Source organism: Dyadobacter bucti (genome assembly GCF_005869225.1).
In the GTDB taxonomy this organism is placed as follows: domain Bacteria; phylum Bacteroidota; class Bacteroidia; order Cytophagales; family Spirosomataceae; genus Dyadobacter; species Dyadobacter bucti.
On record NZ_SWFP01000002.1, the window covers coordinates 810,436 to 828,540 of the forward strand.

General features: G+C 46.7%; 15 protein-coding genes. 7 read left to right on the forward strand and 8 right to left on the reverse strand.

The features are described 5' to 3' along the window. Positions 1 to 138 carry a class IIb bacteriocin, lactobin A/cerein 7B family gene (locus FBF61_RS08345; protein WP_138476743.1) on the reverse strand — a complete coding sequence of 46 codons (138 nt, stop codon included), beginning with the start codon at positions 136 to 138 and terminating at the stop codon, positions 1 to 3. Positions 139 to 481: 343 nt separating this feature from the next. Here FBF61_RS08345 and FBF61_RS08350 point away from each other — a divergent pair, with 343 nt between their 5' ends. The 4 genes from FBF61_RS08350 to FBF61_RS08365 are packed head-to-tail and all read left to right on the forward strand — an operon-like array spanning position 482 to position 6,109. After that, the gene (locus FBF61_RS08350; RefSeq protein ID WP_138476744.1) at positions 482 to 1,054 is read left to right on the forward strand and encodes an RNA polymerase sigma factor; all 573 of its coding nucleotides are present in this window, start codon (positions 482 to 484) and stop codon (positions 1,052 to 1,054) included. A 4-nt stretch (positions 1,055 to 1,058) separates the two neighbouring features. Continuing rightward, complete coding sequence (locus tag FBF61_RS08355; protein ID WP_138476745.1) at positions 1,059 to 1,838, forward strand: tetratricopeptide repeat protein; 780 nt, start codon at positions 1,059 to 1,061, stop codon at positions 1,836 to 1,838. 38 nt (positions 1,839 to 1,876) lie between these two features. After that, entirely contained in the window at positions 1,877 to 3,298 is a 1,422-nt protein-coding gene (locus tag FBF61_RS08360) for a S8 family serine peptidase (protein ID WP_138476746.1), read from the forward strand. Between the two features lie 21 nt (positions 3,299 to 3,319). Then, the gene (locus FBF61_RS08365) at positions 3,320 to 6,109 is read left to right on the forward strand and encodes a CHAT domain-containing protein (RefSeq protein WP_138476747.1); all 2,790 of its coding nucleotides are present in this window, start codon (positions 3,320 to 3,322) and stop codon (positions 6,107 to 6,109) included. 11 nt (positions 6,110 to 6,120) lie between these two features. Here the strand turns inward: FBF61_RS08365 and FBF61_RS08370 are convergent, their stop codons facing one another. The 3 genes from FBF61_RS08370 to FBF61_RS08380 all read right to left on the reverse strand — a co-directional run bounded on the left by FBF61_RS08370 (position 6,121) and on the right by FBF61_RS08380 (position 9,600). Beyond that, a complete protein-coding gene (locus tag FBF61_RS08370; RefSeq protein ID WP_138476748.1) occupies positions 6,121 to 8,241 on the reverse strand; it encodes a hypothetical protein in 2,121 nt (706 codons plus the stop codon). Between the two features lie 103 nt (positions 8,242 to 8,344). Continuing rightward, positions 8,345 to 8,755, reverse strand: coding sequence for a hypothetical protein (locus FBF61_RS08375; RefSeq protein WP_138476749.1), 411 nt, complete (start codon positions 8,753 to 8,755; stop codon positions 8,345 to 8,347). 149 nt (positions 8,756 to 8,904) lie between these two features. Further along, positions 8,905 to 9,600, reverse strand: coding sequence for a DUF2461 domain-containing protein (locus FBF61_RS08380; protein WP_138476750.1), 696 nt, complete (start codon positions 9,598 to 9,600; stop codon positions 8,905 to 8,907). A 413-nt stretch (positions 9,601 to 10,013) separates the two neighbouring features. Between FBF61_RS08380 and FBF61_RS08390 the strand changes: the two genes are divergently transcribed. Further along, positions 10,014 to 10,412, forward strand: coding sequence for a type II toxin-antitoxin system HicB family antitoxin (locus tag FBF61_RS08390; RefSeq protein ID WP_138476751.1), 399 nt, complete (start codon positions 10,014 to 10,016; stop codon positions 10,410 to 10,412). A 21-nt stretch (positions 10,413 to 10,433) separates the two neighbouring features. Continuing rightward, a complete protein-coding gene (locus tag FBF61_RS08395; protein ID WP_138476752.1) occupies positions 10,434 to 11,354 on the forward strand; it encodes a GNAT family N-acetyltransferase in 921 nt (306 codons plus the stop codon). Positions 11,355 to 11,370: 16 nt separating this feature from the next. On the opposite strand, the gene FBF61_RS08400 is transcribed toward FBF61_RS08395, so the two are convergent. The 3 genes from FBF61_RS08400 to FBF61_RS08410 are packed head-to-tail and all read right to left on the reverse strand — an operon-like array spanning position 11,371 to position 15,263. Continuing rightward, positions 11,371 to 13,605: a xanthine dehydrogenase family protein molybdopterin-binding subunit gene (locus FBF61_RS08400; protein WP_138476753.1), complete on the reverse strand. Its 2,235-nt coding sequence runs from the start codon at positions 13,603 to 13,605 to the stop codon at positions 11,371 to 11,373. Positions 13,606 to 13,611: 6 nt separating this feature from the next. Then, positions 13,612 to 14,610 (reverse strand): FAD binding domain-containing protein, encoded by a 999-nt coding sequence (locus FBF61_RS08405; protein WP_138476754.1) that lies wholly within the window; start codon positions 14,608 to 14,610, stop codon positions 13,612 to 13,614. Continuing rightward, positions 14,607 to 15,263: a (2Fe-2S)-binding protein gene (locus FBF61_RS08410; protein ID WP_138476755.1), complete on the reverse strand. Its 657-nt coding sequence runs from the start codon at positions 15,261 to 15,263 to the stop codon at positions 14,607 to 14,609. The genes FBF61_RS08405 and FBF61_RS08410 overlap by 4 nt, the downstream gene beginning before the upstream one ends. A gap of 157 nt (positions 15,264 to 15,420) precedes the next feature. On the opposite strand from FBF61_RS08410, the gene FBF61_RS08415 reads away from it, so the two are divergent. Beyond that, on the forward strand, positions 15,421 to 16,068 hold the full coding sequence (locus FBF61_RS08415) for a cysteine hydrolase family protein (RefSeq protein ID WP_138476756.1): 648 nt from the start codon (positions 15,421 to 15,423) through the stop codon (positions 16,066 to 16,068). Positions 16,069 to 16,083: 15 nt separating this feature from the next. On the opposite strand, the gene FBF61_RS08420 is transcribed toward FBF61_RS08415, so the two are convergent. Further along, positions 16,084 to 18,018 carry a sulfatase-like hydrolase/transferase gene (locus FBF61_RS08420; RefSeq protein ID WP_138476757.1) on the reverse strand — a complete coding sequence of 645 codons (1,935 nt, stop codon included), beginning with the start codon at positions 18,016 to 18,018 and terminating at the stop codon, positions 16,084 to 16,086. Positions 18,019 to 18,105 lie beyond the last annotated feature (87 nt).

An 18,105-nucleotide genomic window follows, 5' to 3' on the forward strand; every position in this document is an offset into this window, starting at 1 on the left:
CTATTTGAGCATTCTGCCGATGGCAATACCGGCAGCTAGGCCGACCGCAAAACCTACGACAAATAAAATGCCGCCTTCTACTTCTTGCAATTCACTCTGATCGAGCGCTACGAGATCGTACTCTTCTAAATTTTTCATAATGTAAAAGTTAATGATTGGTTGAAAATTGATTTAATTTTTCACGTTCGGAGTTATATCCGCCGGTGAAAAAAAATGTTACCTCTGTCGAAATAAAAATTTACAAGACTTGAGTAAACGGTATTTCGGCCCTTCATTTTTGCAGGAACAAGATCTGGCAGTATATCAGCGCCTGGCCAGACACTGAAAAATGCCTCAAATCGAAGGAGATATCCTCACTGTTCGGCTTTAACAGATAGTTCAGGCATTATAAAATGCACTTTAGGTACACTGACCTGAAATCATCGACAGCATTTTTTTGGATCTGGTATAATCCGGTAGTTGAAATATTAAATTACATTCAATGCAGCATCCCGACCAAAAGTACATAGAGGCTTTATTAAATAATGACAGGGTATTACTGGATGAATTGTACCGTAATTTTTCGGGCAAAATCAAATGGATGGTTTTACAAAACCACGGAACGGAAGCAGAAGCCGCGGACATTTTTCAGGAAGCTTTAATATCTATTTTTCACAAGGCAAAAACAAGGGATTTTGTGCTCACATGCCCGCTGGATGCATATTTGTACCTGGTCTGTAAAAACAAATGGATCAATGAGTTAAACAAAGGGAGGTTTTCGGACGTAACATTTTCGGACGATGACGGATATATAATCAGCGAGGATAGTTTTAAGCTTGCAGAGGACCATATATTCCAGGAGGAACGGCTGAAACTGATCTCGGACAAGCTGGAAGAGCTTGGCGATATTTGTAAAAAACTACTCCGGCTGAGCTGGGGCGGCAAATCCATGGAAGAGGTGGCGGAAGCCACAGGTGTAACGTATGGTTATGCGAGAAAGAAAAAATCGGAATGTATGGCGAAACTGGTCTCACTGGTTAAAACGTCCTCCCAATTTAATTCCCTAAAATGGTAATGTCATGAATACGGACAGATTTGAACAATTTGAATTTTACCTCAGCGGGACGATGAGCAGCGAAGAAAAGGCACTTTTCGAAGCGGAGCTGTCGGCCGATGAGGAGCTGCACACCACGTTTGAAGTATATCGCACGATCGAAACGGAGATGCGTGGAAAGGAACAAAATTCCGTAAAAGAAACCGAGCTGCGCGGGTCACTGCAAACACTGAATTCCCGCTATTTCAACGCCGGACCGGAGGAAAAAACGGCCCGGATCATACCATTTTATACCAGTAAAGTATACCGGTGGGCGGTAGCTGTGGCAGCTGTGCTCACGATCGGCGTAGTTTCCTACATTGCGTTTTTCCGGCAGGACCACGACAGCCGGCAGCTCGCGACTGCCTACTACAATGAAAACTTGGCGCAGCTGAGCCAGACTATGGATGCCACCCGTGACAGCCTTCAGCTGGGTATTGCAGCTTATAATGACAAAGATTTCTCCAAAGCATTATCGTACTTCGAAAGTATTTACAGCCGGCAACCTGATAACAGCGAGGCTTTGAAAAATGCGGGCATAACATATCTCGCCACCGGGAACTACGACAAAGCCCTCATGAGTTTTGAAGAACTGTCCGCTATGAAGAACATGTATGCCAACCCCGGTAATTTCCTGAAAGCGGTAACCCTGATGCTGCGTAACCGGGACGGGGATAGGGACAAGGCCAGACAATTATTGGAGCAAGTGGTGAAAGAAAGAGCCGAAGGAAGCAGGGAAGCGGAAGAATGGTTAAAGGGATTTTAGACTAAAACCGAATAATTAACTACTTAACCTTAGCTGAAATGGATGATCTAACGCCAAAAAGGAGTGGAATGCCATTGTGGATCAACCGGGCCGACAAAAAGGAACCCGGCAGATACGAAAAGGAATATGCCAAGATGCTGAGTGAAACGTACCGGCACAATCAGGTAATCGTATTCTTTAAAAAAATACCGGGAGAAAAAGAAATCAAAGAAGTACAGGAGGATCTGATCGCTTCTGTAAAAGAACTGAAAGGAAATGTTCCGGACAAAGTAGAGGTCATCAAGTGCGACAACTGTATCTGTCCGGTGGTACTCTTTATCGGCAGCGATTTCCATACCGTGATCAACACCGAGGGCGTGAAGGTAGGTTCTCGCCCAAGACCACCGGTGGTAGGCGAGTATTCCCTTAATTTCTTCAACAGATCGCCATTTGACAAGTCGGAGGGCGATCCTTTTGCTAAGTTCAAACTGGAGCCGAGGCCTTCTTCGGAAGACAAGAAAAAGGATAAAATCGTCGTCGCTGTGCTCGATACGGGTTTCGATCCGAAACTTGTGGACCCCGCTTATCTTTGGAAGAACAATGACTTCAAATCGGACTGTTATGCCAAAGCCGAATCAGGGTGGAATTTTTCTGACCTGAGCACGGGCGGAAACGGCGGCCCGGATTTTACTGACGATCATCCCGGCAGGCATGGAACCGTTGTGACCAAGTACATCATCAATGAATTTCTGAACTCCAAGATGAACGCCGTCGAGATCATGTCGCTGAAAACGCATGATAAGGCAGGTCTCGGCGATTTCTTTGGAATTGTATGCGCACTTCATTTTGCCATCGCGAAAGGTGCCAATATCATCAATGCGAGCTGGGGTTTTTATTATTATTACCAAAACCAATTCCCTTATCTGAACGAGCTGATCAACAAAACGCTCAGAAAAAAAGGCATTCTTTTTGTTGCAGCAGCAGGTAACCAGTTTCCTGGTGAGGACGCAATTGCCCGGCAGATTTACCAGTCAGAATATGGCGTGAACCTCACGGATGACCAGCTTCGCAACCTGGCGATCCACCATTTTTACCCCGGCGATCTGAGCGCGCTTAAAAACAATGTCATCACTGCTACTACCACGGACGGCGCCAACACCACCAGCCCGACGCAGAATTACTCCAAAGTATATGCGGACATCGGCGTGGAGGCGGATAAGGACATGAAGTTCAAAGTTCCTTTTGACGGATCGCGGGAGATGATCGGCGGCTCTTCTTTCGCTACCGCCATCGCTACCGGGGTGATCGGGGCGTTCAGCAGCAAGCGGATTTTTACGCCAAACAATCCCAATAAAGCGGATATTTTCAAAGTACTGTCAGATCCCGGCTCGACCGGGACGTCCTACCAGGTCGTTTTCGATGTGCCTCCCCTTTCCCGGAAACATATCAGGAGAGGTGTCAGCACCAGGAAAACGCATTAGGATAACCTTTTGATTAAGTGCATGTTGAATCAATCGCGGATATTGATTATGATTTTGTACCTGCTGGTTTGTAACCGGCAGGTATTTTCGCAATGTAGCCCCAGGCAGGAAATATGGGATTCATTGAAAAAAATAGAAGAAAACACTATCGCCCCCGATGCAGAAAATCTCAAGCAACTCAAAAAACTGCATCAGGCCTATCTGAAATGTTACCCGCCTTCCGACAGTATTTATGCCCGGATCGTGCACCGGATCGGCGGCATTTACAGTAAAACCGGGGAAACTGAGACGGCCATCCAATTCACGAAAGAGGCAGTGTCCGTGAACCTAAGGGGTACCAAAGGAACCGACAGATCGTTTCTGGCTAATAGTTATTTCAATCTCAGCACATTTTACAGCCAGCTTTATCTTTACGAGGATTCGCATAAGGCGCTTGACGAATGTATCGCCATAAGCCGGCAGTTCCCGGCGAAATATTTTCTGACAACGATGGCATTTGAGCAAAAATCCTACGCTTTTTTCCAGACAGGCGATTATCAGAAAAGCATAGAAACAGCCGATGCCGGAATCCTGTTTGCAAAAGCAATCGGTGACCCTATCGCCGAGGCATCCCTCCTTTCGCAGAAAGCGCAGGCACAGGTGGAACTGGATGATCTGCAGAAAGCGGAAGAGAATATCAAAAAAACCATTACGATTTTCTCCGGGGACGCTTACTATACCGACAGACTGGCGACCAGCTACTCGGTTTATGCTCAATTACTTACTACCCGGAGAGATTTCAGATCAGCAATTATTTACTATAAAAAATCTTTTGCCCTCAATGAAACCAGTGCAAACTGGGTGCAATGTTCCCGCGACATGCTGAACCTGGGGTACCTGTACGACTACCATTTGCATGATACTTCCAATGCTCTGCTTTGCTATAAAAAAGGCCTTACTATGGTGGACAAATCCAATGACGATTACCAGCGGTCGGGGCTTTACATCAATATGGGCGTACTTTTCTGGCGGCAGAAGGATTACGAACAGGCTTTGCAGTACTATCAGAAAGCACTCAACGCATTACCAATCCATTTTGCAGATCAATCCATAAAAAATAACCCCACGGTAACCATGCTCATGCTGGTATCCAACGATTATTTTGTGTCTACCCTGCTGGCAAACAAGGCGGAAGCATTTCTGGATCTTTACAAAATCAAAAAGAACAAGGATCTGCTCCATGCTGCATTGAGTACATACCAGCTGGCCGATAAAGCCGTGGACCTTATGCGCTGGAAACAATATGGCGAGCAGTCCAAGCTTTTCTGGCGTGGGAAAACGAAGAAAATGTATGAAAATGCAATTGAAGCATGCTACCTGGCCAATGATGTCAACCTTGCATTTTTCTTTATGGAAAAAAGCCGGGCCGTACTGCTCAACGACAACCTGAATGAACTCGGAGCTTCTGCCAAACTGCCCCCTGCCGAAATACAGAAAGATCAGGAATACAGGGTTAAGGTGATCACCGCCCAGCAGAAATGGGCTGCTTCCACCCTGGATAAAAATGAAAGTGACAAAAACCAGGCAAAACTTCTTCAGGCGAAGGCTGAATTTGAAAACTACATCAGGTCACTGGAAAAGAAGTACCCTGCCTACTATCAATATAAGTATACCGCCGATGTTCCTTCACTGAAAGATCTTCAAACTTACCTGTCGGAGAGGAAAGCAAGTTTTGTTCATTATTTTATCAACGATTCGGTGACCTATATACTTGGCATTACCCCCGAAAATGCACGGCTGACGAAACTTTCCAAAAAACAATTTGACCCTGCAAAACTCGGCGACTTTGTACGGATTTGCTCTGAAAAACAGGCTTTGATCAACAATTATGGTTCATTTGCCACACTGTCCTATGATCTGCAAAAGACATTGTTTCAGCCTTTGCAACTGCCGAGAGGGAAAGTAATCATTTGCTCCGACGGTTTTCTTGTGCCGTTTGAGGCACTTTCCAAAGATCCTCAGGGCAGGCAACCGCTTCTTGGTGACCACATTTTCGATTATGTATATTCTGCCGGTTATCTCTTAAAGAATTTAGCCGCTGCTCCCTCGGAAGGAAATTTTATCGGCTTTGCCCCGGTGCATTTCCAGCCTTACTTACAAGTGGCGGATTTGAAAAAAGCCGGCAGCTCATTGCAGGAAGCCGCAGCATTTTACAGCAGCAGCAAAGTTTTTACCGGAGACGAGTCAACCAAAAATAACTTTGTCAATTACATTACCGGGTACAGCATTGTCAATGTATTTTCTCACGCCAGTGCAGAGGCAAGCAATAGTGAGCCGCTTTTGTTTATGCAGGATTCAGTGATCCGGCTTTCCGAACTGCAGTTATCCCGGAACCTGGCAACACGGCTGGTGGTACTGAGCGCATGCGAAACCAATGTCGGCAAAAATGCAACCGGAGAAGGTATTTACAGTCTTGCCAGAGGTTTTACATCTGCCGGGATCCCCTCCATCGCAGCTACGTTATGGAAAGCGGATGAGCAGGCCATTTATGACATTTCGATCATTTTTCACAAATATCTTGCCCAGGGTTTGCCCAAAGATGAAGCCCTTCAAAAAGCGAAACTGGACTTTATTGCCTGCAATAGTCTTGAAAAAAGCCTGCCCTACTACTGGGCAAATATGATCCTGATCGGCAACGCTGACCCTGTGGAGCTCAACAGCCCGAACACCGGCTGGATCATTGGCCTCGGGTTGGTCGCACTAGTTGTGTTTACGGTTGTGATTTACAGGAAAAAAGCAAAAACTTCCTCCAGCAAAAAACCTTCTTTTTAATACGGCCCGCCTTATTTTCCCAGCAGCCCATGATAGTGCGCCATGTAATACGGCAGCAAATAAAATGTACCCTCATGCTCATCGTGCCCGTCACCCTCAGATGCCAGCAATGCGAAACCGTCGCGGTCCTGGCGGACATGTCCCCGCTCGTCAATGGGCAGTGCATATCCGTCTGTACGCCAGCCTACATGCTCGCTTTGCATGGGTGAAGAATCAATAATTACGTCCAGGCGGTGCGTATTGTCCATGGTGTAGCCGATCAGGTCCAGCGGGATCTTTTGCAGGTTTTCGAGGATAAAATCCGGGTTATGATTTCCCTTATAGAGGTTGCTTACCACTTTCGGTGCATACAGTCTGTTTTCCGGGAACAGGCCTTTATTTTCAAAATACTTCTGGTCCGCCAGCTTGGTAAAACGGTTTGCCAAAGAAGCGTAAATAGCATCCCAAAAGGCATTTTTTTGCTTGCTGATATGCTGCCAGGCTGTTTCCAGCGACTGCCGGTACATCAGCAGGAGCGCAGGGTCGGTCTCATAGTTGATCAGCCCGTACATACCCATCAAGCAAATATTGTTATCCCAAGGCACAACATTTTCCGGCGGAAAAAACTCTTTGGGGTGCATCGCATAAATATGGTACTGGTACTTATCACGAAGAATTCTGGCTTCCTGATCATACTTCGGATTTCCCGTCACATGCTTTGCCACATTGAGAAATGACAGCATGTTCATCGAATTCAATCCCCGCTGATCATATCCATAAACGGAACTGAAATACTCTGGAGAAAAATCGCCCCAGCGCGTCACTTTTCCGTCATGGTCTACCAGCTTGTAACCGTGCCGGATCAAATGGTCCATGATATCCCCCACAACCTCGCGCACCGCCTGTTTTTCTTCCTCGGCCTTCGCTACCAGATCATAATAAACCCCGTAAAAAAAGAAATGTCCGGCGAGCTCATCAGAACTGGTATCGCACTTCCAGTAATATTTACCGTCTTTGCTTTTTGGAAACCGCGGGTAAATGTCTTTCCACATCGGATCCCTTTTCTGGTTTTCAAGGTTATCGGCGCGGCTGTGGGTTTCATTTACTTTCTCAGGCCAGTCTACCGGAATGATCACTCTTGCGGGAAAGCCTTTTTCATGAGAAATATCCACCAGCCATTTACAAGCCTTAAAACTTCTGTCAGCGAGCGCTTTTGCCTCCGGATCACCGGTTGCTGCGTAGCGAAAGGCATTCGCCGCACCATACATGGAGGTATACATTCCATCATTGTCAGAGATCGCAAGTTCAGAAGATGCCGGGTTAAATTGTTCTTTCAGATGGCTGTGCGCAACAAAACCCATTCGGTTATGTCGCTCTTCTACCTGTTTGGTAAAAACTTTCGCCTTATCTTCCAAAGACATCGACACCCTTGAAATCTGGCTGACGCCTTTATCGGTAGCTATCCAGGCAGTACCGTCTGTACCCACAGCAATGCCATTCACGTGATCGCCTGGAAGCCAGCGACGGCTGAATCGGTATTTGAAATAATCATTTTCCACCTCAATAGCGCCTTTTTCAGTACCAAACCAGACAATACCATCCGGCCCGGCGGCAGCGCTGGTAAACTTGTTATAAGGTAGTCCTTCCTTCCCCGTAAATAATTTCCACGTGTCGCCATCCAGGTAACCTACACCTTCGGTTGCCCCAAACCACAGTCTTCCTCTGGAATCTGTAGTCAGTGCGTTTACATTTCTTAACAGCCAGCTATATTTTTCATTTTGAGGAAAAACCCTTTCCAGTTTTTTGGCATCACTGTAAAAATAAAGGCCCTGTGTACAGCCAATGGCTAGACCACCTTTATAGGGCACAACAGAAAGCATTTTTGCTCCGGGAATAGCCGGTAATTCGGGGGCCGGTTCGGATTTCCCCCTCGTGATCCCGGTCCATGAACCGGATTTAAACTGTAAACTTTGTACGGAAGTCTCTGCAACCGGAACACCATTCAAAATGCTGATCCTGTCGATACTGCCATCGGGCAACCCTTCCCTGGAAGTATGTATTTTGACAACTTCCTGGATAAATTTTTGATCACCGGCTTTCTGGGCAGGCAATTGAAACGAAATAAGTAATAGGGAGTATAAGAAAAACCTCATGCAACAAATATTTATGTCCGGTACCAAATTCGGTGACCATCAGGATAAATACTTGTTCCGGCAAGAAACAGGCTACAACAAACCGGGATATCGTACCCGTAAACTACCTGAAAGGATCAATACAATGCATCAGCTGCTCTCCGCTCATTTCCTGATAATGCCCGTAATCGTGGACAATGCCGTCAAAATTGAGCTTTATCAGCCTGTCATTTCCGGGATAACTGAATGAAACCCTTGATCGTGGCTGGCCCACATTAAATGCCTTTGATCCTATGTCAGTGTAGGCACTTATCAATTTTTTCAATACCTCGTTACTGCTGAATTCCAGACATTTCAATGTAAATCTGTCGTAGTCGCCATCCCAGTTCAGGTAAAGCAGATAAGGACAGTCATCTATGATTTTAAAATAAAAGTTAAATCGCCTGTGCCCGGCGAAGGCGCTGGAAAGTTGAAGCTCCGACGATTCAGGAAAGTACGATTTTATAAATTGACGTAGATCGTTGAGTAACTCCATTTTATTTCAAAGCCGTTTAATAAGTAATGTCAAAAACAAATATATTAACCTGACACTGGAATTTCAACGGAAAAAGCGGAATCATTCTGCATAAAGCATGTTTTTGCAAATATTATCAGCTTTTTTCACCCAATGGCAGATGAATCCTGTCAAATTGCCAGTCCGTCATGATCTGTTGTAAGCACTTCACTCGTGTAATCAAAAAACGGGCGCATATTTCTGAATGTAAGGCTGGCTTCTTCTAAAAAATCAGAAGCCAGGACCTCGTCGTCTCTAAACCTTCTGATCAGCAGATACTGTTTGTAACGCAGCAGATCAATTGCTTCATCGCTGGTATCAAAACCTTTGGGCGTAGTTTTGAGGAGCTCTCCGCGGAGCATCCCGAAAGTATTCACGAAAGATTCGCTGGCCAGGATTTTTCTCAACGGAGCGGGGTCAAAGCTGACATCGTCCCTGATCCGCCGGATATCCTGCGCGTCGGGCGACCAGAACCCTCCCGCGATAAAGCTGTTGCCCGGCTCGATATGATAGTAATATCCGCCTCTTCGCTGGGCGGTTGCCCGTGTGAAACGACCGCTCCAATTGGTTTTATAAGGAGTTTTATTGGTTGAAAAACGTGTATCCCTGTAAATCCGCTGCAAGCTTTTTTTACCGGAAGGTGTTTCGATCAGGTCATGGATCTGCAACTGTGCCAGCAATAAATCTGCAAATGATTCGATAAAAGCCACTTGCACCTGATACACTTCCTTGTTAGCATTGAACCATTCCCTGTTATTATTTTCCCTCAACTTGGATAGGAATTCCAGACTTGATTTTGGGATGGCATTTTGTTTTGGATACGACATTTTATTTTAATAATTGATTAGCAATGTATTCATTCAAATTGAGCGAAACAAAGCTTCTTCATGCTGGCTATTTTTTTGAAAAAACTGAGAACGTTTTTTCAAATCCGAAAAAGAAATTACATTTGTAACTAATATTCAGTTACAAACACACGCTAAATTGAGCCAGATTAAAAAAACTAGTTACTCGATTTCTAAACAAGCCAAAGGATCTCACCTGGGATGAACTGGCGCTTGTTTTAAGTTACTACGGCTTTGTTGAAATCCCTCCGGGAAAAACAGGAGGCTCACGAAGAAAGTTTGTTGATGACTGTCAGACGTGATCAGTTTGCATAAGCCTCACCCGAGACCCATTGTGAAATCTTATGTAATTGAGCAGGTTATAATCACTTTAACAGAAAAACATAAAATTAAAAATGATTAATTCCCTAACATACAACGGCTATACCGCAACGATCGCATACAATTCGGAGGACGAAGTGTTCTTTGGAAAAGTAATCGGCGTAAATGATCTTGTCGTTTTCGAAGGAACTTCTGTGGCCGAGCTTAAAGCAGGTTTGAAAGAAGCGGTAGATGATTATCTGGAAACTTGCAAGCAGATAGGCAAGTCTCCGGACAAGACCTACAAAGGCGTTTTTAACGTTCGCGTACCGTCAGGCCTCCACAAAAAGGTTGCCACATTTGCTTCTCAGCACGATGTTACCCTCAATGATTTTGTAAAATCCGTTTTGTTATATGCAATGGATCATGAAGAAATTACTTCTGGTTTATTCGATAACAGGTCCGGTGAATACAATTATGCCCTTGGAGCGTAGTTAGTGGATGTATCCAAAAACATGGAAGAAACACACCCTGATTCCTCTTCAATAACAATCCGGCAAATGACCCCGGATGATCTTCCTTTTTGCAGACATCTGGTGAAAGAAGCGGGCTGGAACCAGACGGATGCCGACTGGTTGCGCGCAATGGATCTGGAACCGACCGGTTGTTTTGTCGCCGAGGCAAACCAGCAACCTGTTGCTACTACGACTGTCTGCTGCTTCGAAAACATCGCCTGGATCGCCATGGTGCTGGTCGACAAAAAAGTGAGAGGCCGGGGAATCGGAAAGCTCATTGTGGAGCACGCAATCGCATATCTTGATGCAAAAGGTATTGAAACGATCCGGCTGGACGCAACGTCACTGGGGCAGGGACTTTATAAAAAACTGGGTTTCAGGGAAGAATATGAAGTAATACGTTTTACCGGCGGCCGGCGATCCGGCGGCCGGCGATCCGGCGATCCGGCGGCCGACGATCCGACGCCCGGTACACTTGAAATCGGAAACATCCGCCGAATTTTCAAAGGAGATGTCATGATGGATGAAATTGTCAGGCTGGACGAAGAAGCTACCGCCACATTCCGGCGATCCTTTATCAACAGCTTCGCAAAAACAAATAATATCCCCTTCTATTGTAGCATAACCGACGGAGCAGTGACCGGATATGCAGGTTGCCGGGAGGGAATCATCGCCATTCAGATAGGACCATTAGCCACGTCTGTACCCGAATCGGGTTATCGGCTGCTTGATCAAATCGCATCTCAATTTCCCGAGAAACCAATGTTTATTGATATCCCTTCAAATAATACCGCCGCACTTCACTGGGCGGCGGCAAACGCTTTCACCGAACAACGCCGGTTTGTCCGAATGTACCGCGGATTTAAAATCCACGATTCACCAGAACTGATCTGGGCAAGTTCGGGGCCTGAGAAGGGCTGATGTTGACAGGTGTATCTCAAATCAGCTTTTCCACTGTTATAGGCAAATCCCGTACTCTTTTGCCCGTTGCGTGAAACACTGCATTGGCGATGGCGGCGGCAACTCCTACTATGGCGATTTCGCCAAGTCCTTTTGAGCCGATGGGGTTCACGTGGACATCGGGCTTATCGACATAAATCACATCGATCTGCGGAACATCGGCGTAGACCGGAATATGATAACTAACAAAATCATTGGTAATGTACCGTCCAAACCGATGATCCATGACGGAAGCCTCCATCAGCGCCATGCCGATGCCGCCTGCAATACCTCCGATCGACTGGCTTCTGGCAGTTTTGTAATTGATAATTTTTCCGACATCCGCGCAGGTTACCACTCTTTTCACCCGTACCTCCCCGGTCAGCGGGCTTACATGTACCTCTATAAAATGACATCCGAACGAATACATCGAATACTGGTCACGCTCTGCTCCCGATTTCGATTCTTCCGTTACTTCCACCTGTTCGAGGTTATGGTATTTTAAAACATCCGAAAGGGAAATTCCGCCCGATGCATCGGTCAGATTGAAAATCCTACCATTTTTAATTGTCATCTGATCGGGCTGTAAATTCAAGCCCGGGATTTCAGATGCCAGTTTAAGTAATTTGGTTTTCAAAGCCTCGCAAGCCACGTGTACTGCCGAGCCTACGCTCGGTATCGTGGAGGAACCGTTCTGTCCCGGCGCATCGGGCAGGCTGGAATCGCCCAGATCAAAACGGATTTTCCCGGGGCTTACACCCAGTATTTTTGAAGCGATGCGCGTCATAGCGGTACCCGTTCCCGGACCTATATCCATGGTCGCACTCTGCACCACAACCGAGCCTTTTCGAGAGAAAACCGCCCTGGCTTTGGAAGGGTGACGGTGAAAGCCGTACAGGCTCGACGCCATGCCATACCCTACCAGCATACCGTCCTTTTGCATGGAGCGCGGTGCCGGCAGACGGTTTTTCCAGCCAAATTTCTCCGCGCCAAGCTCATAACATTCTTTCAGTGATTTGGCTGACCATGGCAGATTTCGCTCCGGATCCGTGTCCGCGTGGTTTTGCAAACGAAATTCCAGCGGATCAATATGTAAGGCAAAAGCCATTTCATCCAGGGCCGATTCCAGGGCAAACATACCGGTAGCATCTCCCGGGCCCCGCATCCACGTCGGTGTATTTACGTCGAGGTTAAGCAGCCGGTATTTTGTAAAAACGTTCGGGCAGGCATACATCGCCCGGGTTGCCAGAATTGTACGTTCGAGATGTTCTTCATAAGCGGAAGTCTGGCCGGTACCTTCGTGGTTCATTGCGGTAAGTATGCCATTTTTTGAAGCACCAATAGCTATTTTCTGAACTGTATAAGGTCGGTACCCCACCGAAGTAAACATCAGTTCCCGTCCCAAAACCAGTTTGACAGGACGTTTCAATTTTTTTGCTGCCAGAACCGCGGCAACCGTATGCGGCCAAACCCGGATACCCGATCCGAACGCGCCGCCGATAAATTGTGCATTCACCTTCACATTTTCCCTTGCTAGCTTAAAAGCTTGCGCCAGATTTCCCTGTGCAGACTTCACCCCCTGATTTTTATCATAAACCGTCAGCTTGTCTTCCCCTTCCCACACCGCGATGATCGCATGTGGTTCCATCGGCTGATGATGTTGGGTGGGAATTGTGTAAGTAGCCTCAATTTTTACTTCTGCCGCATCGAAAGCTTCCGGATTCCCACGGCCGTAGTCCTGAAAAGGAGAATTTTTGCTTCGCTGCACACTCAGCGCGACGGCAGATTTTGAAAGGTTTGCCTCAAAATCGGTTTGGTGCGTAGCAATCTCATAACCTATCGTGATCAGCGAAGCAGCATGATTGGCTTGTTCCAGTGTTTCGGCCACTACCATGGCCACCGGTTGACCATTGAAATAGATCAGTTCATCATAAAATACCCTGAACGCAGTACCCACCGGCGCTGGTTCCGCCGGCTGTTTTGCGGGAGGATAACCGGGTACACCGGGCGAATTCAAATGACTGATCACGGCCAGAACGCCGGGTGATTCCTCTGCGGCTTTTGCATTGATATTTTTGATTCGCCCCTTGGCTATCGTGCTTGTGATCAATACCGAATGTGCCAGATTCCCAACCGCATATTCCGCTGAATAAGTCGCCGTCCCGGTAACTTTTGGCCGACCATCTACGCGGTCAAGAGATTCCGGTTCGGTTTGCAGATCTTTTTGTACCATAGGATTTTATGCTTTACCGACAGCTGTCTTCAATGCCTGAACAATTGCGTTTGCTCCTAATTTCAATTTGTACGCATTGTGTTCCAATGCTCGTCCACCCTGCATTGCAGCCTCTGCGGCTTGCTGAAAAACACTTTCAGAAACTGGCTGACCGGTCATAATTTTCTCAGCTTCCGGAAATCTCCACGGTTTATGTGCAACCCCTCCCATCGTCAGACGCGCCGTTTTAATATTGTTTTGATCAATTTCAAGAGCCACAGCCACTGACACCAGGGCAAAAGCATAGGATGCCCTGTCGCGCACTTTTAAATAATGTACATGTCTGGTCAGGGGCGCATCCGGTATTTCCACAGCCAGGATCAGCTCGTTATTCAGCAAATTAGAATCCAGCTCGGGGTTATCACCGGGCAGTCGGTGAAAATCGCCAAAAGGTATGCGCCTTTCTCCCTGCTGCCCAGTTACGAGCACAACCGCATCCAACGCCAGCAGTGCAACACACATATCACTGGGGTGCACCGCTATGCAGGAGTCTTGGCCACTTTTTTCATTAGTACCAAAAATAGCATGCATGCGGTTGATACCTTCCCAGGCGCCGCAGCCGCTTCCGGGAGTACGCTTGTTGCAAGGAAAAGCGGTATCATAAAAATAGTTACAGCGCGTACGCTGCAATATATTTCCGCCAACCGTCGCCATGTTCCGCAATTGTCCCGACGCCCCTGCATGCAATGCCTGGGCGAGCAGCGGATGTTTCTGCAATACCGTTTTATGATTGGCCACCTCACTATTCAGCGCGAGAGCCCCAATACGAAGAAAGCCACCTTTTTGCTCTATTTTTTTCAGCGGCAGATGGTTGATATCCACCAGTTTTTCGGGAGAGACAATACCTCTTTTCATCAGATCGATGAGATTGGTACCTCCTGCAATAAACCTTGCGTCGGGGTGCGATGCTACGGCGGCTATGGCGTCTTTCACTGTTTTCGGACGATAATACAGGAACGGCTTCATACCTTTTGACCATTATTTTTAACCTCCATAATGGCATTTACAATATTAGGATATGCCCCGCACCGGCACAGGTTCCCGCTCATATATTCCCGGATTTCATCCTCAGAACCCGCCTGGCCTTCCCGTACACAAGCTACCGCTGACATCAGTTGCCCGGGCGTGCAGTAGCCGCACTGAAAACCATCGTGCTTGATAAAAGCTTCCTGCATGGGATGCAGCTGGTTTCCGTCGGCAAGCCCCTCTATGGTTGTGATTTTCCTGCCATGCTGCATAACCGCAAAACTCAGGCACGATAACACGCGCTGACCGTCCACATGAACTGTACAAGCGCCGCACTGACCGAAATCGCAGCCTTTTTTGGTGCCGGTTAGGCCAAGTTGCTCGCGCAGCAGATTCAAAAGGGTAACCCGGGGATCGATGGAAAGTCTGTGTTTTTTACCATTGACCGACAAGGCCAGCTTTACTTTTTCGGCATCTCCGAGAGGTAATTCTTCAGCGAAAGCTTCTGAACCGCCAAAGAAATTGCCCGGTGCAAAGCTAAGCCCTGCAATTGCTATCGATTGCTGTAAAAAGAGGCGCCTGTCTGCAAGACGCTGGTCCGATTTAAGTGACTCGTCGTCAGGATCACCCGCGCCTTGAGGTTTTTCTTGCATCAAATAAAAAGGTTAGGATAATATAGGTTCACTAAAAATACTGACTTCACCTGAATAATTCGAGTAGGGAATTGGAATTAACTCTTCATATATTAGATTATTCGATGTAACCACTGAAAGACACTTTTTGTATCGCTTAAAAAGTAAAACATAGTCCATGATCCAGACCAACCCTTACACGCAGCCCGACTGGGCCAATTCTTGCCTCATTACCATCGACTTACAGAATGATACCCTCGACGGGCAAACGCTGGAAGTACCCGGAACTTCTGCCGTACTCCCCAATGTCAGAGAGTTACTGGACCAGTTCAGAATAAATAAGAAACCGATCATTCATTTGATCAGGCTGTACAAAAATGACGGCAGCAACGTAGACCTGTGCCGTAAACTGCAGGTTGAGCAGGGCAGTTCCTTTTTTATCCCAGGCTCAGCAGGTGCAGAGCTTGCCGACCCGCTGTTTGCAGGAGAACATGCCCTCGATACCAATCTTCTTCTGGATGGGGACGTTCAGCAACTTACTACCCATGAATGGATTATGTACAAACCCAGGTGGGGCGCGTTTTACCAGACGCGGCTGGAAGAATTTTTACGTTCCATGGGTATCAATACACTGATTTTTTCCGGCTGTAATTTCCCCAATTGTCCCAGGACATCCATATATGAAGCCAGCGAAAGGGATTTTAAGGTAGTTTTGGTCCGGGATGCGATATCGGGACTTTATGAAAAAGGTGTGACCGAATTAAAAAACATCGGCGTAAGCCTGATCAATACCGAGAATGTTGCCGGTGTTTTGAAAGATAAGTGACTACAAATCGTGACGTTAGTTAATTTTCCCGATCGCCAGTTTTTCAGTTCCTGCCGAATCCAGAATGAGATCTATGCAGGAATTGATTTCGTAATTTAAAGTCTTGAAAGGTTTTGCTGCGCTTTTTTCACGGAGGACAATAACACTGTCTGTCAGGCTTTTATCCGACGGAACAAAGTTGACTATCCCTCTCAAAGCCTGTCGCACCAGGGTAGCGTTTTCATTTTTGAGATAACTTACCAAAAGGTCAGTTGCAGCCGCTGTGTGAAAATGGTCCGCCAACAATGCCGCCAGCTCTATTTTTACAAAATCTTCCTTTTCGTTTTGTAAAAAAGCCAGCAACTCTTTCTCGTTTAAGGCTTTCTTATCCTGATTATGCAGCCCAATGACCGCCCAATATCTCACGAGGCTGTTGACGTCAGTGAGTAACTTTTTCTGCGTTTTGATATCGCTTTTTCCTTTCCCAACCAATTCCGCCGCATCGAGTATTTTGTTTAACGGATATTTTCCATCATTCTGTCTGAACTGGTAGAGCGTATCCGTCAGATCCACTTGCGAAAGCACATATTCCGGCGCAAACATCACATCGCGGTTTTTCAAAATAGCATCCCGGTTAGCACTGTGCAACTCTTCCAGCTGCTTTTTGTATGCTGGTACACCAGCCAGATTGATGGTTTCCCAGGGGTCATTTTTTATGTTAAAAAGATATTCAGCCGCGCGTTGACCGCTCACGACCGACGATTGCAAAGCATTCAGTTTCCCTTCTTTCTGATCTTTCCTGATCTGCTGCATGATGTCCGAAACGTCCATATACTTGTGCCGCTGAACGGTAGGCACATGCGGATAATAAATACGGATATAAGCCAGAGAATCCCGGATGATCGTACGGCCGAGATCAATAACCTCGTCGGTATTATCCCTCGCTCCCCAGAAATATTTCTGCGGTGTTTTCTTTTCAGGACCTAAAAAAACGGTCCCTTTCATATAACCGGGCACCTTGTTTCCGGTGAGGCTCAGCATGGTCGGGGCGAGGTCTTCAAAGTTTACAAGACCATCGCAAGTGCTCCCCGGAATGCCCGGTGCCAGATGTCTGTATTTTTCAGGAATTCTTATGATAAAAGGTACTTTATGCCCCAGCGAAGACGCATGCGTTTTGAAACCCGGCATACCCTGCCCATGGTCCCCGAAAAAGAAAATGATCGTGTTTTCCCACTCGCCTTCCGCTTTCAGCCTGGCGATCAGCTCCCCTACTTTTATATCCATGAAATGCAAACTGTTGTACAGCCTGACCATTTGCGCCCGCATTTCGGGCGAATCCCGATAAAACGGCGGCACTATCACTTCCTCAGATTTGGCACGTTCCGAAACCGGTATTTTTTCCAAAACATTCTGAACATACCACTCCTGCGGGTTGGTCATGCTGCGCGACTGGTGCGATTCATTGAAATTAAAAACACTGAAAAAAGGCTGTCCGGCGGCCCGGCCTCGGTAATCTGCCTTGTTGCTGCTTTCATTCCAGTTCCGGGCGATCATCTGCTTTTCCCTTGCCAGGTTGTAATCGGTTTTAACGTTGTTGGTCGTATAATACCCAGAAGCTTTCAGTAAATGCGGAAAACCGGTTATTTCTGCGGGGATGTTATAATGGGTACGGTGATTTCCTGTCCCAGCGGCAGAGGATCTCACGCCCGTCAGGATCGTAAACCGGGAAGGCGCGCAGACCGTATTGGTAGAATAAGCATTGGTGAACCGCACACCCTCTTTCGCCAACTGGTCGATATTCGGGGTTTTAACACTTGTATTTCCGTAACATCCTATGAAGTGCGGAGAAGTGTCTTCAATCGTGATCCAGACAATGTTGGGTTTGTTTGTACCTGTATTTTGGCAAAATGCGATACGTTGGGAGCAAACGAAAAGTGCTGCAACAAGCAAAAACTGAAATGATATTTTCATGAAAAGTAGTACGGGAATGACGATCTGGACAAGTCCGTAAAGTATATAGTCTATTATTTTGATAGGCAAAGTAATGTATTAATGAAG

Coding starts and splice junctions, on each gene's coding strand:
- FBF61_RS08345 (WP_138476743.1), bottom strand. CDS start 138: ATGAAAAATTTAGAAGAGTACGATCTCGTAGCGCTCGATCAGAGTGAA.
- FBF61_RS08350 (WP_138476744.1), top strand. CDS start 482: ATGCAGCATCCCGACCAAAAGTACATAGAGGCTTTATTAAATAATGAC.
- FBF61_RS08355 (WP_138476745.1), top strand. CDS start 1,059: ATGAATACGGACAGATTTGAACAATTTGAATTTTACCTCAGCGGGACG.
- FBF61_RS08360 (WP_138476746.1), top strand. CDS start 1,877: ATGGATGATCTAACGCCAAAAAGGAGTGGAATGCCATTGTGGATCAAC.
- FBF61_RS08365 (WP_138476747.1), top strand. CDS start 3,320: ATGTTGAATCAATCGCGGATATTGATTATGATTTTGTACCTGCTGGTT.
- FBF61_RS08370 (WP_138476748.1), bottom strand. CDS start 8,241: ATGAGGTTTTTCTTATACTCCCTATTACTTATTTCGTTTCAATTGCCT.
- FBF61_RS08375 (WP_138476749.1), bottom strand. CDS start 8,755: ATGGAGTTACTCAACGATCTACGTCAATTTATAAAATCGTACTTTCCT.
- FBF61_RS08380 (WP_138476750.1), bottom strand. CDS start 9,600: ATGTCGTATCCAAAACAAAATGCCATCCCAAAATCAAGTCTGGAATTC.
- FBF61_RS08390 (WP_138476751.1), top strand. CDS start 10,014: ATGATTAATTCCCTAACATACAACGGCTATACCGCAACGATCGCATAC.
- FBF61_RS08395 (WP_138476752.1), top strand. CDS start 10,434: ATGGAAGAAACACACCCTGATTCCTCTTCAATAACAATCCGGCAAATG.
- FBF61_RS08400 (WP_138476753.1), bottom strand. CDS start 13,605: ATGGTACAAAAAGATCTGCAAACCGAACCGGAATCTCTTGACCGCGTA.
- FBF61_RS08405 (WP_138476754.1), bottom strand. CDS start 14,610: ATGAAGCCGTTCCTGTATTATCGTCCGAAAACAGTGAAAGACGCCATA.
- FBF61_RS08410 (WP_138476755.1), bottom strand. CDS start 15,263: ATGCAAGAAAAACCTCAAGGCGCGGGTGATCCTGACGACGAGTCACTT.
- FBF61_RS08415 (WP_138476756.1), top strand. CDS start 15,421: ATGATCCAGACCAACCCTTACACGCAGCCCGACTGGGCCAATTCTTGC.
- FBF61_RS08420 (WP_138476757.1), bottom strand. CDS start 18,018: ATGAAAATATCATTTCAGTTTTTGCTTGTTGCAGCACTTTTCGTTTGC.